The sequence below is a fragment of the Staphylococcus saccharolyticus genome, assembly GCF_900458815.1.
GTDB classification, from domain to species: Bacteria; Bacillota; Bacilli; order Staphylococcales; family Staphylococcaceae; genus Staphylococcus; species Staphylococcus saccharolyticus.
The window spans coordinates 1841362-1858643 of the sequence record NZ_UHDZ01000001.1; the positions used below are offsets into that span (position 1 = coordinate 1841362).

The following is a 17282-nucleotide window of genomic DNA, read 5'->3' on the forward strand; positions in this document are numbered from 1 at the left end:
CAATTAATTAAAATCCAATATGCGTTTAATTTATAATCTTAGTAATTTCTCTTTAAAGATATCTCGTAAAAATTCCGGCATAACATAGTCAGTAGGTAGTCCTTTTAAAAGAGGAAAATATCTGCCAAATGTGTACATATCAACTGTCCCTAACGTATAATATTGATTATCTTGAATTTCTTCATTATGAATAAAGTAACGTTCTTCCGATTCAATAAAACCAATATTATATAAGATATATCCTCCAAAAATATCCCCTCTAAAACCAAGTCCTTGTGCAAGCTCATGAATATATTCTTGTTTTTGACTTTTCTTAATGACCTTTTTAAGTTCTTCACCTGTTAACTTTACCCTTACTACATTAATAGGATGCGGTAGCATACGATGAATATCATATTCCGTTACTCTATCTGCTTCAATGCCGTTCACAATTAATCCAGCATTAATGATTGCACAATCTGCGTGGGTAAACTCAAATACACTTTCTGCTAACAAATATGACGTTTCCGTAATGACATCCGTCTTTTTGATTAAATTAACATGATGATCGATGACCGGCTCACATAACAATTTCTTTCCTTCTTCTTCAAAATGAGTTGCTACTTCAGGAAGGCTGTCAACTAGATGAAGTTTGGCTCTTTTATCAATGATTTTTCCATGTTCTATCGTAATGTTGACTTCACCAAGATAATAACCATATTTCCCAGCAGCAGCCATAAGAACACCATTGTTCATTTCTCCGTTATCAAAATGATGATGCGTATGACTACCAAAAATAACATCAATTTCAGGGATCTCTTGACATAACTTTTCATCAAAAAAGATTCCAACATGACTCATAACTATTAAAATATCATATTCGCCCTGATGTGCATTTATTTCATCCTTTATAGCAGCTAAAGGGTCTGTAACTATCCAGTCCAATGCACGGTAAAAAGGTGTAAATGGTGCCGTTGCCGCCACAAACATAATACGTGTACCTTCAATCTTTTTAATATATGAAGTGATAATATTATTGGGAAGGCGACCTTGTTCATCTAACACATTCGTACAAATCACTTTGAAATTTGCTTCATTAAATAAGTTTTGTAATGCTTCATGAGAAATAGTCATTCCTTCATTGTTACCAATCGTTGCAATATCACAATATGCTTCATTTAGTAATTCAATATTCTTTTTACCTAAAGTAGCTTCTGTCACAGGTGAAGATAAATCTACATGGTCACCTATATCTATATACAGTGAGGGATGTTTAAGTTGTGGTCTATGTTTTGCCAAATAAGCTTGTATACGTGCATACTCGTTTAAATGACTGTGAATATCGTTCGTGTGATATATCGTTAATTCCATGTAGTGACCCCCTCTAAATCTTTTCAATATGATTAATTTTTACTTTAGCATTTTAATTCTTTCTCTAAAAGCCGAAGCACTTAGTTCTCTATACTATAGATTTAATAATTAAATAAGCACCTATTAATAACATGACAGTTCTAAGTAGCATAACTACTGTATCTGATTTAATTGAGCGATTAACTCTTACACCAATTTGAGCTCCTATCACACTAGATATAATTAAAACAATAGAGTAACCCCATGCAACATGTCCTTGTACAATGTGACCTATGGAACTCATGACACTAGAAAAGAAAATCATCATCATGCTTGTCCCTACAGCAACATGTGGAGGAAATCTAAACACGATTAACATGAGCGGTGTCATAAGTGCTCCTCCACCTATACCAAATAATCCTGTCAATACTCCAATAAATAACGTCGTACAAAATGCAAAAAATGGTGGTACACTGTAATGATAGGTTTTACCTTCCACATCTATATATGCGCGCTCATATTGTGGTTTATCAAAAATTTTGAATGGTTTAATTTTATAGCGAATCATGAGTAGTATCGACACACCAATCATAAATATACCAAAATATAAATTAAAAGAATCTAACGTTAAATATCTACTTAAAAAAGAACCGATAAGTGAACCCGGTAATAAGCCAAATAAAAAAATAGACCCATTTTTAATATCTACTTGTTTAGTCTTTAAATATCCGAGTGAAGAAGAAAGTCCTGTAACAATAAGAATAACTGAAGACGTCCCTATCGCAATTTGAGTCGTGATACCATGAAGAAAATGATGGTTAACTCCTAAATAAACAAGTGTAGGAACAATAATAATACCCCCACCTATTCCGACTATTGAACCGAGTATTGCTGAAAGTCCGCCTATTAAAATCAATAAAATAATTGTCAATAACATGAATTTCGCCTCTTAAAATAGTTTTAATTGTTGTGGTGCTAATCCTTCATAATCGATACCTAAAATATCTTGATATGTTTTAGCATTTTGAGCAGCATGGCCACCAGAATTATTATTGAAAATCACATAGACCTTTTTAGCCTTTTGATTAAGTATTTCAACTTTCTGAGCTAAATCTACTAACTCTTTTTCATTATAATTATACAAATATCTTACATCTCGCCACTCTTGGTCTGTCATATCTTTTTTTGTCCAACCATGTCTATTACGACCATGGTAGCGAACTAAGGCAACCTCATTCGTAATTCTATTCACCAGTGGAATACTACCTTCTTTAATTTGAGGTTCATCCACGACAGAGTGTATAATCTGATGTTCTGTTAAAAAAGATAACGTTTGTTCTTTATAACAATCATCAAACCAAGATTGGTGTCTAAATTCAACACAAATTGGAAAATCAGCTAATTGCTTTTTTATATATAGTATGTATTTAATATTTTGTACATTACAATCAAACCAAGGAGGAAATTGTACAAGTATCATCGCTAACTTATCATGCACTTTCAAAGGTTGAATCATAGCTTTAAATTGTTCAAATAAGTCATTTCGTGTTTCTGCATAATCTTTATAATCTGCATGCAACGTTAACGCTTGATGAATTTTAACAATAAATTGAAATCGTTTAGGGGTTTCATTAATCCATTTAAATATGTTGCGTTCGGGTTGAATCGCATAATACGAAGCGTCTAATTCTACAACTGGGAAATGACTCGCATAAGTTTTGAGCTTATCAGTTTTACGCTCTAAATCTTCATACAATGTGTCATGGTCTCCCCAACCTGTTAGACCTATCTCTATCATTTTTATCACCATTAACATGATACCATATTACAAATCTTTGATTCACTCTAGTTAACTTAAATTTACACTTTCTTTAGTTTGCATTTATTTTGAGAATATAGGTATAAATATATTAATAAATGAATTTCAACTTAAAAACTCCCTACTTTTTTAAAGTAAGGAGTTTCATGATATCGTTATATATTTGTTTAGAAATTATTTAACTTATGCTCAACTTGTGTAATCACTTTATTCATCATCATTGAAGCGTGCATTCTTTCAGCAAGACGAGGTGATTGACCACTCCACATGTGTGTAAATTCAGTCTTTCCATCTTGAACTGCCGTCTTTCTAATACTATTTGTTAGTTGGTTTTGAATGAGATAATCTGGAATCTCACCATCATATTGACTCATCTGATCAATAAATTTATTATGGATTCCTCGAGCATACTTCCCACTAAACACGTTCGTCACTACAGTATCTGTCTCTTTGCTATTTAAGATAGCGTTTTTCAACAGTTCATTCGCAGCGCTTTCATCTGAAATTAAGAAAGCTGTACCCATTTGAACACCTTGTGCACCTAACATCATACTTGCGAGAAGTCCTCTACCATCCATAATGCCACCCGCTGCTACAACAGGTATATTCACAGCATCAACGATTTGAGGTACAAGAGACATCGTTCCAATCATTGGCGTATGATTACCATTATCTAAAGCCCCTATGTCCACCCGCTTCGCTACCTTGAGCTACAATAATATCCATACCAGCACGTTCATTTTCAATTGCTTCATCTACAGAAGTGGCTGTACCAATTAATGTTACTTTGGTTTCTTTTAGTTTTTGAATAATTTCATAATCTGGAATTCCGAATGTAAAGCAACACACAGAGACACATTGGTTAATAATCATATCTATAGCTTGCTTGAATTGTATTTTTTCAGTCACATTAACTACAAGTTCTTCTAAATTAAATGCACGTCTATATGGCTCTAAGAACGCATTCATGTGTTCAACTTGACCTAGTAAATAGCGATGATGGCTTGGGACAAATACATTTACTCCGAAAGGCCGAGTTGTTAATTGCTTAACCTTTTTAATCTCACTCTCTAACTTTTCAGCATTAAAATAACCAGCACCTATTGTACCTAAACCGCCTTGTTCACTTACCGTTGCAACAAGTTGAGGTGTTGTGCTCCCTGCCATATCTGCTTGTATAATAGGATATTTTATTCCTAAGACCTATGTCATTTGATTGTTATTCCACATTTCGTACTCCCCTTAGTTGATATTACGAACGCATGATACTTTGAGGAAACTTTTGATGTTTTAATTTTTCTTCCTCTTCTTGATCCATCTCATCTTCAATATCCATGCCTAATAGTTCTTCTATTAAATCTTCATGTGACACAATAGCATCGGTGCCACCATATTCATCAAGCACAATTGCTAAATGCTTGCGCGTTACTGTCATTTTACGCAATACCCATTCAGCTCGGTTGTGTTCATTTACAAGTAGAGGACTCGAGGCATAATTAGTAATTGCATCCTCTTTTTGTTTACCCCAGGCTAATAAATATTTTGAATGAAAAACTCCTATAATATCATCAATATCTTCATCGTATACTGGATAACGTGTATAAGGTTCATCCATGACCGTTTCATAGGCTTCATCATATGTCATGTCCTTCGAAAAAGCAATGACATTGATACGTGGTGTTGTGTCTATATCTTTAACTTTTAATTTTTCAAAATCCATAACGTTTTGTAACCGGGGATTTTCAACTTCATTAAATGCTCCTTCACGGCCTGCAATATTTAATAATGTACGAATTTCCTCTTTTGAAAAGCGTTTCTCAACAGGACGTCCTCGAGAAAGCACATGATTAATACCATCTGTCATTTTATTTAAGAGAAGTGTAATAGGTTTTAGCACAATGACACAAATATGAATGATAGGGTAAACTAACCGCGATATTTTATCTGGAAATGTCGCTGCTATAGATTTTGGTATTACTTCTGAAATCAAAATAATAACTATCGTGATGATGGCAAAAGCAATCCCAACATTAGCACCAATATTTAGCGCTAAGATTGTCACGAGTGTAGGTAAAATAATATTTACCACATTATTACCGATTAATATAGCAGTGATAAACTCACTTGGTTTATCTAATAACTTTGTTAAACCCTTGAGCCTTACGGTCACTCTTTTTAGCTTCAGTTTGAAACTTAGTGCGATTCGCGGCTGTTAATGCTGTCTCACTACCTGAAAAGAAAAATGAAATAAATATCAATAGTATAATTGCAATAATCATGATGCATTTCTCCTTATGATTTAATCCGTATTAATACATTATTTCCCGAGGAATGATTTATCAAACTTATATTTTATATTGTTTTATTGATCAAACGTAGCCAACATTTAAATAAAAAGCAATACTTTTTTAAGTTAATCGTGTTTACTTTTTGTGAAGTCAGTAACGTGCTTAACGATGCCTTTATAATAAGTATATTGATTATTAAGAAAGCCAGTTTACATACAAAAGTAATACCCAATAATCACTATTAACTTTCTAATTTTTATTTTAGCTTTTTGTCCTCATTCTTAATTAGATATAAATACCAAGAACAATTAAAATAACTTCTTATTAAGAAAGCACATACACATAATAAGTATATACTCCCTCCGAGGATTAAATCACTTTCGTCTTCTGTTGTTGGAACAATCATGCTTAAATAAATTAGAGAAATAAAAGATATTATAATTAAGAAAAATTGCTATCACTTGTATTAATCTATTAATGACTAATTTTAAGAGGTTAAACAAGCCAATGTGTTTAACCCCTTTTTCACTCACGTATTCAGTTGTTTTTGCTGAATCTTAAAAACTAAGAACGAGCCATACGTAAATAGTAAAGCCCCTAAAACCAAAGTGATTAAATACATTACCACATATTTGAAGACCCATATTTAAAAATTGTTCTTTCATAACTATATAAAATATGTCATTATTATCGATAAGTATACAGTCGGTTTTGATATACTTTCAAATATTCTACTATTATGATAGGGTGTATATACCACTAACCACATTATATTTAATGCAATACGCCATTAAAAAACCATATGAACTCATTAAACTAAAAACTAAAGATAAAGATAAGCTAATCCACCAAATGTGTTTCACTGTCTGTAACGCCTTTATTTTGTCTATTTATTTTAATTAATAATATTCCACACACTAACCAAGATATAAAAGTAATCATATTTAAACTTAATATTGCACCAATAATATAAAACACACAGTTTGCCATAGAATTACTTTTTTCTTCTTCATATCAATAATTCCAAAAATGAGTGAAAAAATTGCAATGATGAACACAACCAAAAAACCAACACTAAAAGCATGTTGTGCGGTTTCTGCACTATGCACTGTTGTTTTACCATTAAGTGTTGTAGAAAAATTAAGCATCCATGACTCCAGTAATCGATAATACCAAGAAAACTAAAAACAGTAGATTAGAAAAACTTTGTAAAATGATTCCTATCAATGAGGTAATATTAATTGCTTTATTCATCATATTCTCCTTTTATTTTGTACGTATATCCTTATAATCAGATTGATGTTCTTTAATATAATCTTTAGGATTTATATCTTGTATATAGTAGACTTTCTCTCCCTTTATTTCATATGCAGCTGCAGCATAGAATAGTTGTTCTTTATTTTTGAATAATTTATAACTAATAATCATTTGTCCGTCTTTGAAAAAGTATCTATTGACTTTTCCTTTTTCAAATTTTGGTCTAACTTTATCACTTTTATGGACCATTTTTTGATGTATTTTTTCTTGAATTTTTAATATCTTTTTAATTTCATCATGATATTGAGAATTATCGTGTTGATTTTTCGAATCCTTATTACACTCAACTACTAATATAATCAGAAATAATAAATTTAAGATGAGTAATTTTTTTATATTGTCCCCTTCTACTTATTGAATTATTTAATAATATAAAATCTAAAAGAAAAATACCTGAACTATGATTGATGTCCCAGGCTCAATTAATTGTTACCAATTCTATTGACATAAAAAAACTACCAACGAATCACAAAACGATTCGTTGATAATTGAACATTTTATAATTGACTTTAAATTAACCAATTGAACCTTCCATTTCGAATTTGATTAAACGGTTCATTTCTACTGCGTATTCCATTGGTAATTCTTTTGTAAATGGCTCAATGAAGCCCATAACAATCATTTCTGTCGCTTCTTCTTCAGAAATACCACGACTCATAAGATAGAATAGTTGTTCTTCTGATACTTTTGAAACTTTAGCTTCATGTTCTAATGAAATATTGTCGTTAAATACTTCATTGTAAGGAATGGTATCTGAAGTTGATTCATTATCTAGGATTAATGTATCACATTCGATGTTTGAACGTGCACCTTTGGCTTTACGTCCAAAATGAACAATACCACGATAGATAACTTTGCCACCATTTTTAGAGATAGATTTAGAAACGATAGTTGAAGATGTATTAGGTGCTTTATGAATCATCTTGGCACCAGCATCTTGAACTTGTCCTTTACCAGCGAACGCAATAGACAATGTACTGCCCTTAGCGCCTTCACCTAAAAGTACACAGTTAGGATATTTCATTGTCAGCTTAGAACCTAAGTTTCCATCTACCCATTCCATATTACCATTCTCGTGGACAAATGTACGTTTAGTTACTAGGTTATAAACGTTGTTAGCCCAGTTTTGAATTGTTGTATAACGTACATGTGCATCTTTGTGTACAATAATTTCAACAACAGCAGAATGTAGTGAACTTGTTGAGTAAACTGGTGCAGTACAACCTTCTACATAGTTTACTGATGCACCTTCATCAGCAATGATTAATGTGCGTTCGAATTGACCCATATTCTCAGAGTTAATGCGGAAGTATGCTTGTAGTGGTGTGTCTAATTTAACATTTTTAGGTACATAAATGAATGAACCACCAGACCATACTGCTGAATTTAAAGCAGCAAATTTGTTATCTGCAGCGGGTACGACAGATGCAAAGTATTCTCTAAATAGTTCTTCATTTTCACGTAACGCACTATCAGTATCTTTAAAGATAATACCTTTTTCTTCTAGCTCTTTTTCCATATTATGATAAACAACTTCCGATTCATATTGCGCAGATACTCCTGCTAAGTATTTCTGCTCAGCTTCTGGAATACCCAATTTATCAAATGTACGTTTGATTTCTTCAGGCACTTCATCCCATGAACGCTCAGTATGTTCGGAGGGTTTTACATAATACGTAATATCATCAAAGTCTAGTTCAGATAAATCTCCACCCCATTGTGGCATCGGCATTTTATAAAATAGTTTCAGTGCTTTAAGACGGAAATCTAGCATCCATTGGGGTTCTTCTTTCATTTTAGAAATCTCTGTAATGATATTTTCCGTTAAACCACGCTCTGATCTGAAAATGGACACATCTTCGTCGTGGAATCCGTATTTGTACTCCCCAACATCAGGTGCTTTTTTAGCCATTTCAATCACTCCTTGAATTTATAATTAATAAACAACGTGCATATATACTTTGTACTTGTCATAAAAATCTATGATTAATGATGATAAAAACGAATTTCTATCATAAACAGTGCTATAATTGTCGAAATCATAGAGCTATATTCACTTTAGTATGTGCTATTTTTAAATGTTGTAGTAACAGTATAACAATATGTTTAATACTTCAAAAGATAACGAACTAAGATACACAATTACTCTTCTTCAGTTGTTCCTTCTGATTTACCTTCCTTTTCAACTGTACCTTTTTCTAGTGCTTTCCAAGCAAGTGTGGCACATTTGATACGAGCTGGGAATTGTGAAACACCTTGAAGTGCTTCAATATCTCCCATTTCTTCTGTAATTTCATAATCTTCACCAAGCATCATTTTAGTGAACTCTTGACTCATTTGCATTGCCTCAGCAAGTGAGTGACCCTTAACTGCTTCAGTCATCATAGATGCACTTGACATTGAGATTGAACAGCCTTCACCTTCGAACTTTGCATCATTAATAATCCCATCTTGAATATCAAAAGTAAGACGTATACGGTCACCACAAGTAGGGTTATTCATATCTATAGTCATTGAACCATTGTCTAAGACACCTTTGTTTCTAGGATTTTTATAATGATCCATAATTACAGATCGGTATAATTGATCTAAATTATTAAAATTCATAAGAGAAAAACTCCTTCGTTTGTTTCAATGCTTGAACTAATTGGTCTACATCTTCTTTTGTGTTATAAATGTAGAAACTTGCACGTGCAGTTGAAGAAACATTCAACCATTTCATGAGTGGTTGAGCACAATGATGACCAGCACGTACTGCCACACCCTCAGTGTCAACTGCAGTAGCCACATCATGTGGATGGATATCAGCTAAATTAAATGTAATCACACCAGCACGACGTTCTTTAGGTGGACCATAAATATCTAAACCTTCTATAGAATGCATTTGATCATAAGCGTATTCAGTTAATTCCTTTTCGTGTTGATGGATTGTTTCAAAGCCTATGTTTCCAATATAACGAACAGCTTCTGCTAAACCGATTGCCTGAGCAATAAGTGGAGTACCAGCCTCAAACTTTGTTGGTAAATCTGCCCACGTCGCATCATATTTACTGACAAAGTCAATCATATCTCCACCGAATTCAACAGGTTCCATACTTTGTAATAACTGTCTTTTTCCATATAAGACTCCAATACCAGTTGGACCTAACATTTTATGTCCACTAAAACTATAAAAATCTGCATCAATATCTTGCATGTCTAAAGCCATATGAGGTGCAGCTTGCGCACCATCTGCACTAATAATAGCTCCGTGAGCATGTGCAATTTGAGCAATCGTCTTAACATCATTGATAGTACCTAATACATTTGAAATATGTGCGATAGCTACAATTTTAGTTTTATCATTAATCGTTGCTTTAATGTCTTCTAATCGAAGTTCGCCCTCGTCTGTCATTGGTATAAACTTTAATGTGGCATTTTTACGCTTTGCTAACTGTTGCCATGGAACAATATTTGCATGATGTTCCATTTCAGTCACTACAATTTCATCGCCTTCTTCAACGTTAGCATCTCCATAACTACGTGCAACTACGTTGATAGAAGCTGTTGTGCCTCTAGTAAAAATGATTTCTTCAAAATACTTGGCATTAACAAAACGACGCACAGTTTCACGTGCACTTTCATAAGCATCTGTGGCAAGAGATCCTAAAGTGTGAACGCCACGATGAACATTTGAATTATATCGTTTGTAATAATCTTCAAGCACATTTAAAACTTGATTAGGTGTCTGACTTGTTGCAGTTGAATCTAGATAAGCTAATCGTTTGCCATTAACTTTTTGCTCAAGTATTGGAAAATCTTTGATGACTGAATTGACATCAAAATTTTGTTCGGCCACTGTTTTTCACGACCTTTCTAATAATTAAAAATCTAACTCTATTAAGATATAACTTTTGTTGGTTTAATGTATTATATTAGAAACTTTTCGTTCAATCATTTCTCTAAGCTGACGCTTTACATCTTCAATAGGTAATTCTCGTACAACTGGATCTAAGAAACCATGAATAACTAATCTTTCCGCTTCAGTTCTTGAGATTCCACGGCTCATTAAGTAATAGAGTTGTTCTGGATCTACTCGACCCACAGATGCTGCATGTCCTGCTTCTACATCATCTTCATCGATTAAGAGAATCGGGTTTGCATCTCCTCGAGCATTTTCAGAAAGCATAAGAACTCGTGATTCTTGGTTAGCAACAGATTTAGTACCGCCATGTTTGATATAGCCGATACCATTAAATACTGATGAGGCATTTTCTTTCATAACACCATGTTTCAGAATATAACCATCTGTTTCTTTACCATATTGAACAATTTTAGACGTTAAATTAATCTTTTGATCACCGGTACCCACAACGACTGATTTTATTGCACTAGTTGAACGATCACCAATTAAGTTTGTTGTATTATCAATAATTTGATTGCCTTCATTCATCAAGCCTAATGCCCAATTTATTGATGCATCAGCATCTGCAGAGCCACGGCGAATGATGTGACCTGTAAACCCATTATCCAAATAGTCTACAGAGCCATATATGATGTTAGAATTAGCACCTGCAATCACTTCTGAAACTATATTAATTTGGTTACCTTCACCACTTGCAGTTGATAAATAATTTTCAACGTATGTCACATCAGCACTTTCTTCAGTAATAATAATGACATGGTTATAGAAACTCGCTTGGTCATCATCATGTAAAACAACATATTGAATTGGATGCTCAACTGCAACATTTTTAGGTACATAAACGAAAATACCACCATTGACTAGAGCAGTATGCAAGGCTGTGAGACGATGTTCATCTACTCCAACTGCTTCTGTCATAAAATATTTCTGAACTAAGTCACTATGATTGGTCATTGCTTCTGCTAAACTTTCAATAATGACATCATCATTATCAGCTTGTTTAGATACTTGCGTATATGCTAATTCATTATTATGTTGAATAACTAAATTCTCAGAGTTTTCAACATCTATAATTTGTTTAACAGCTTCTGGTAATTGTGATAAATTATCATAAGCTATACCAGTTGTATAATGTTGTTTAAACGTATCAAAATTCCATTTTCTTAATTTAGTTTTATCAGGTTTTGGCATTTCTAAAGTTTCTGTTAATTTCAACGCTTTTTTACGTAATTCCGTCATCCAAGAAGGTTCATTGTGCGCTTTAGAATAATCAACAAGTTGTTCTTCAGAAATGTTCAAAGTTTCCGTTGTCATAACTTTAATCCTCCTACTTGATGAAATATTTTCGATTAGCATGTTCATTTTCATCATTCAATGTGAACATCTCAATGCTAAATTAGTGGAATATGACTATTCAGCTGCACCAAATTCTTCTTTAATCCACTCGTAACCTTCTTCTTCAAGACGTTTAGCTAGTTCTGGACCACCAGATTTAACTACTTTACCACCATACATCACATGTACTTTATCAGGAGTAATATAGTTTAACAGACGTTGATAGTGCGTAATCATCAATGTACCGAAATCGTCTCCACGCATTTGATTAATACCTTTAGATACTACTTTCAGTGCGTCTATATCTAATCCTGAGTCAATTTCGTCTAAAATTGCGAACTTAGGTTCTAACATCATTAATTGTAAGATTTCATTACGTTTTTTCTCCCCACCAGAGAAACCTTCATTTAAATAACGTTGAGCCATATTTTGATCTATATCTAAGAAATCCATTTGTTTATCTAATTTCTTGATAAATTGCATTAGGTTTATTTCTTGCCCTTCTTCACGTTTAGCATTGATTGCTGAACGCATGAAGTCTGCATTTGTTACCCCAGTAATTTCTGAAGGATACTGCATTGCAAGGAATAAACCTGCTTTCGCTCTTTCATCAACGTCTAATTCTAAAATATTTACGCCATCTAATAATACTTCACCTTGTGTAACTTCGTATGTTGGATGTCCCATAATTGCAGAAGATAATGTTGATTTACCAGTACCATTAGGACCCATAATTGCGTGTATTTCTCCTGTATTAACAGTTAAATTAACACCTTTTAAAATATCTTTATCCTCAATAGACACATGTAGGTCCTTAATTTCTAATGTTGATGACATTTATATTCCCTCCGTAAAATATAAAGTTTTCTTAACTAGTTTATAATAATTTTAATCTATAGTCAAAAAGACTCAGCGAATTTCAATTCTCTTCATTATAACGTACTTAGTCTTCAATATAAACTTTTTAAACTGCTTTTTTAGATTAATTCTTTAAATAAAATTATTTTTATCAAACGCTTTCATTGAGATTAAATGATAAAGAAACGTTCGATTTCTCAATAGCCAATTTTTAGACATATTAGTTAAATCATGACCGCAACTTCCATTTTTATGATATGACACACTTTAACCTTTAAATCATTTTTGAAAGGAGCCACACATGAACAATTTAAAATGGATTAATATCCTTAAGGGTTTTGCAATGGGAACCAGCGACCTAGTGCCTGGTGTAAGTGGTGGCACTATTGCTTTACTACTTGGCATTTATGATAAATTTATTAGTTCAATGAGTGGACTATTCTCTAAACGCTTTTGGACTAGCTTTAAATTTTTACTTCCTATATTGAATAGGAATGATAATAGCAATAAGTATATTAAGCAATTTATTCAATTATTTACTCAGCAATCACAATATACCTACTATGTTTTTCTTTACGGGTCATATTATTGGAATTATTCCATATCTATTAAATATTTCTAATTTCAAACAAACTTTTGAGTTGAAATATTATTTAATGGTCTTTATTGGTATTGCCATTATTGTAATTTTTACATTGCTCAATCATAGAGATAAACATTCTGGTGAGACACTATCTTTATCTTTCGGTCTTATTATTAAATATTATTTAGCTGGAATATGTGCTTCAAGTGCAATGTTATTGCCAAGTATATCAGGATCATTTATGTTATTAGTTTTTGGGGCATACGGTACCATTATGTTTGCACTTTCCGAGCTTGTTCAACTTAATTTCAAAGCATTACCAATTATTTTCATCATTGGTTTAGGCATTCTTACAGGATTCATGATTTCTAGTCGCTTAATTAAATATTTCTTGCAACATCATACCATTATGACTTTGGCATTAATTATTGGTTTTGTTATTGGAGCTATATGCAATTTTCCCTGGAATTCCCACCAATGCCTTTCAATGGTTAATATCATATCCCTTACACTAATAATTGGTTTTATAGTCAGTTATATACTTGGTAAGATTACCGATCGTAATGAAAATAAATCAATTTAAACCACATAAATTAAGCCCTCAAGTACGATTTTGTACGTGAGAGCTTATATTGTTCAAAGCATGAAAATTAGTCGCCTTTATTACCTTTAAATTTATCAATAACATCGTTAGCTTTTTCTTTAACGTTATCTACTGCTTCTTTAGCTTTACCAGATGCTTTGTCACCTTTACCTTCTTTTTCTAAATCTTTATTATCAGTAGCATTCCCTACAGTTTCTTTAATATTACCTTTAGCTTGTTCAAATTTATCTTCAGCCAATGTAATTCCTCCTTAATTCTTAACTTAGTCTTTAAATACCCCGCATATTTGTTATTAAACATTCCTATAGAAAATAATTTATATATAACTAAAAATATGCCTATCTTTTATTTTTATTCATCCACACCAATATTATAATAAAGTTAAATTATGCATTTATTAATTTTAAAGCTATGACTGAAAATGGTCTCAATAAAAAAGTAAATCGATTTTTGAAAGATCATCCGTATATTGAAATATTAAAATTTGACTACCAAAATAAGTACAATGGAATGGGTGTAGGCATTCTATATAGAGGCACACTAACAAAATAATAAAAATGCTTCAAAATCTATTGTGAAATTATAATTTTAAAATTTAAATAGCCCGTACTAATGATGATTACTATCATTCATTTTACGGGCTTTAGCATAAGTAATATTACTGGTTTCTATAAATTATTTAGCTGGTATAACTGCACCATCATATTTATCTTTAATGTAGTCTTGAATGTCTTTAGATTGTAGAACTTCCATTAAAACCTTGATTTTTTTGTCATCTTTATGTCCTTTTTGAACTGCAATTAAGTTAGCATAAGGATTACCTTTAGGTGATTCTAATGCAATTGAGTCTTTCTTAGGACTTAGTTTTTGATCAATTGCATAGTTAGAATTAATGATAACTGCATCAGCATCTTGGTTTTGATAAATTTTCGGTAAATATTCTGCTGATTGTTTATTATCAAATTTAATATCTTTTTTGTTTTCGGTAATGTCACTGAATTTTGCATCTTCAATTTTAACGCCCTTTTTTAGTTTAATTAAGCCTTCGTCTACGAAGAATTTTAAGAAACGTCCTTGTTCAGCAGGGTTATTTGATACATATACTGTGTCACCTTTTGGCAAATGTTTTAGGCTTTTATACTTTTTAGAATAAACTGACATCGGTTCTAATTCTACATTTCCTGCAGATTCAATTTTATAAGCCTTTTCTTTACTCTCAGTGTCTAAATATGGTGTATGTTGGAAGAAGTTAGCATCGATTTCACCTTTATCTAACAATTTATTTGGTATAGTGTAATCGTTAATTGTTTTAATTTTTAAATCATATCCTTTTTTCTCTAGTAAAGGCTTAGCTTTTTCAAAAATTTCAGCGTGAGGCGCTGGTGATGCACCTACTGTTATCGTTTTGTTCTTGTCGCCACCACCACAAGCAGCTAATGCAACTGTTAATGCTAAGACTAAAATAATTCCAAATAATTTTTTCATAAAGCATGGTCCCCTTTTCTTTATCGTTTATCAATTTTATTTGTAATCCAATCCCCAAGGAATTGAATTATAAATACAATAATCAAGGTGAATACCGTAGAAACTAAGATGACGTCGTTTTGGTTTCGTGTAAATCCTGTTAGATATGCTAAGTTGCCTAACCCACCAGCACCTATAACGCCTGCAATAGCTGTTGAACCGACTAATGCAATGGCAGTAACCGTAATACCAGAAACTAACGCTGGCATAGCTTCCGGGAGTAAAACTTTTCTTACAACTGTCCAAGTGTTGGCTCCTATTGACCATGCAGCTTCAATCACGCCTTTATCTATTTCTTTAAATGCAATCTCAACCAATCTAGCATAAAATGGCGCAGCACCTATGATAAGAGCTGGTAGTGCTCCAGTAGGTCCGCTTATTGTTCCTAATAGCACTCGTAAATGGTATAAGTAATAAGATTAAAATAATAAAAGGAATCGCTCTAAATAAATTGACTATAAATGAAACAATTGTATAAAAGACCTTCGCAGCTACAGAATCACTCTTAGCCGATAAAAAGAGTAATACTCCTAAAATCAATCCAAAAATAAAGGCGAAAAATGTAGAAACAACAGTCATATAAAGTGTTTCTAATATAGCTTGCCACACCTCAGGCCATTGAACGTTAGGCATTATAAACATTTCATGAAATATTTCGCTATATGATTTACCCATGTCTCAACACCTCCACATTCACGTGTTGGTCATGTAAATCATTTTTAAATTGATTAAAACACTCTATATTAATGTGTGGAATATGAATCACTAAAAAACCTAACGAGCCATTTTTAGTATTCTTAGTATCAGCTTCAAGGATGTTAAAGTCAATATGATGCATTTTTGTTATATATGAAATGATAGGTTGTGTCACATTATTGCCAGTAAAGTTTAATCTTACTATGTAAGCATCTTTACCTAATGGTTCTAATTCGTCTAATGATTCCTCAAAATTATCATTTAAATCATCTTTAACAAATCGTTGAGTCACTTCATGTTGAGGATTTTCAAATACCTTACTAACTTTACCTTGTTCAATGACTTTACCACTCTCCATTACAGCTACTTCATCACAAATTCGCCTAATCACATGCATTTCATGTGTGATTAAAACGATAGTAAGATTTTGTTGTTCTCTAACCTTTAGCAATAAATCAAGAATTTCATCTGTAGTCTGTGGATCTAATGCACTCGTAGCTTCATCACATAATAGAACATCCGGGTTGTTCGTTAAAGCCCTAGCTATTCCGACACGTTGCTTTTGTCCACCTGACAATTCAGAAGGATAAGCATTTTCACGCCCTTTAAGACCTACAAGTTCTATTAACTCAAGTGCTTTTTGTTTAGCAGTCCCACTAGGTACACCTGCAATCTCTAGTGGGAACGTAATGTTTTTCATTACATTTCTAGACCATAATAAGTTGAAATGTTGGAAAATCATACTTACTTTTTGACGTTTTCTACGTAACTCTGACTTAGATAATTGACTAATATTGTCTCCATCTATAATGATATCTCCAGATTTTGGAGTTTCTAAATTGTTAAACATTCTAATTAGCGTGCTCTTACCAGCACCAGAGAAACCAATAACGCCAAAAATTGAGCCTGATTCAATATTTAAATCAATGTGATCAACAGCGAGAACATCTTTGTTCTTCGTGTGATATCGTTTAACAATTTGATTTAACTCAATCACGTTAATAGCCTCCTTAATGTTGCTTAAA

The 17282-nt window shown here is 32.5% G+C and carries 14 protein-coding genes and 4 pseudogenes; 1 reads left to right on the forward strand and 17 read right to left on the reverse strand.

Annotated elements, in window-relative coordinates; all coding sequences use genetic code 11:
- Positions 1 to 30: 30 nt before the first annotated feature.
- From DYE57_RS08975 to sufC, 13 genes and pseudogenes are all read right to left on the reverse strand, one after another.
- On the reverse strand, positions 31 to 1350 hold the full coding sequence (locus DYE57_RS08975) for a bifunctional metallophosphatase/5'-nucleotidase (protein ID WP_115313737.1): 1320 nt from the start codon (positions 1348 to 1350) through the stop codon (positions 31 to 33).
- Between the two features lie 88 nt (positions 1351 to 1438).
- Complete coding sequence (locus DYE57_RS08980) at positions 1439 to 2266, reverse strand: sulfite exporter TauE/SafE family protein (protein ID WP_115313738.1); 828 nt, start codon at positions 2264 to 2266, stop codon at positions 1439 to 1441.
- 12 nt (positions 2267 to 2278) lie between these two features.
- Complete coding sequence (locus DYE57_RS08985; RefSeq protein ID WP_115313739.1) at positions 2279 to 3127, reverse strand: DUF72 domain-containing protein; 849 nt, start codon at positions 3125 to 3127, stop codon at positions 2279 to 2281.
- 188 nt (positions 3128 to 3315) lie between these two features.
- A pseudogene (locus DYE57_RS08990) lies at positions 3316 to 4342 on the reverse strand (NAD(P)H-dependent flavin oxidoreductase).
- A 58-nt stretch (positions 4343 to 4400) separates the two neighbouring features.
- Positions 4401 to 5427 (reverse strand): annotated as a pseudogene (locus DYE57_RS08995) (hemolysin family protein).
- Positions 5428 to 6103: 676 nt separating this feature from the next.
- Positions 6104 to 6205, reverse strand: a complete 102-nt coding sequence (locus DYE57_RS12895; RefSeq protein WP_232619658.1) for a DUF5084 family protein — start codon at positions 6203 to 6205, stop codon at positions 6104 to 6106.
- 181 nt (positions 6206 to 6386) lie between these two features.
- Entirely contained in the window at positions 6387 to 6584 is a 198-nt protein-coding gene (locus DYE57_RS12425; protein WP_232619657.1) for a hypothetical protein, read from the reverse strand.
- A 118-nt stretch (positions 6585 to 6702) separates the two neighbouring features.
- Positions 6703 to 7089 (reverse strand): cystatin-like fold lipoprotein, encoded by a 387-nt coding sequence (locus DYE57_RS12430; protein ID WP_115313740.1) that lies wholly within the window; start codon positions 7087 to 7089, stop codon positions 6703 to 6705.
- 178 nt (positions 7090 to 7267) lie between these two features.
- Entirely contained in the window at positions 7268 to 8665 is a 1398-nt protein-coding gene (gene sufB / locus DYE57_RS09015) for a Fe-S cluster assembly protein SufB (protein WP_115313741.1), read from the reverse strand.
- A 230-nt stretch (positions 8666 to 8895) separates the two neighbouring features.
- On the reverse strand, positions 8896 to 9360 hold the full coding sequence (gene sufU, locus DYE57_RS09020; protein WP_115313742.1) for a Fe-S cluster assembly sulfur transfer protein SufU: 465 nt from the start codon (positions 9358 to 9360) through the stop codon (positions 8896 to 8898).
- The gene (locus tag DYE57_RS09025; protein WP_115313743.1) at positions 9350 to 10591 is read right to left on the reverse strand and encodes a cysteine desulfurase; all 1242 of its coding nucleotides are present in this window, start codon (positions 10589 to 10591) and stop codon (positions 9350 to 9352) included. The genes sufU and DYE57_RS09025 overlap by 11 nt, the downstream gene beginning before the upstream one ends.
- Positions 10592 to 10654: 63 nt before the next feature.
- Entirely contained in the window at positions 10655 to 11971 is a 1317-nt protein-coding gene (gene sufD / locus DYE57_RS09030) for a Fe-S cluster assembly protein SufD (protein WP_115313744.1), read from the reverse strand.
- Between the two features lie 96 nt (positions 11972 to 12067).
- Positions 12068 to 12829, reverse strand: coding sequence for a Fe-S cluster assembly ATPase SufC (sufC, locus tag DYE57_RS09035; protein WP_115313745.1), 762 nt, complete (start codon positions 12827 to 12829; stop codon positions 12068 to 12070).
- 322 nt (positions 12830 to 13151) lie between these two features.
- On the opposite strand from sufC, the pseudogene popT reads away from it, so the two are divergent.
- Positions 13152 to 14016 (forward strand): annotated as a pseudogene (gene popT, locus DYE57_RS09040) (polyprenyl-phosphate transporter PopT).
- 67 nt (positions 14017 to 14083) lie between these two features.
- Here the strand turns inward: popT and DYE57_RS09045 are convergent.
- The 4 genes and pseudogenes from DYE57_RS09045 to DYE57_RS09060 form a co-directional block, all read right to left on the reverse strand.
- Positions 14084 to 14275, reverse strand: coding sequence for a CsbD family protein (locus tag DYE57_RS09045; protein WP_115313746.1), 192 nt, complete (start codon positions 14273 to 14275; stop codon positions 14084 to 14086).
- A gap of 437 nt (positions 14276 to 14712) precedes the next feature.
- Complete coding sequence (locus DYE57_RS09050) at positions 14713 to 15522, reverse strand: MetQ/NlpA family ABC transporter substrate-binding protein (protein ID WP_115313747.1); 810 nt, start codon at positions 15520 to 15522, stop codon at positions 14713 to 14715.
- Between the two features lie 20 nt (positions 15523 to 15542).
- Positions 15543 to 16236: pseudogene (locus DYE57_RS09055) on the reverse strand (methionine ABC transporter permease).
- Positions 16229 to 17254, reverse strand: coding sequence for a methionine ABC transporter ATP-binding protein (locus tag DYE57_RS09060; protein ID WP_115313748.1), 1026 nt, complete (start codon positions 17252 to 17254; stop codon positions 16229 to 16231). The pseudogene DYE57_RS09055 and the gene DYE57_RS09060 overlap by 8 nt, the downstream one beginning before the upstream one ends.
- Positions 17255 to 17282: the final 28 nt, after the last annotated feature.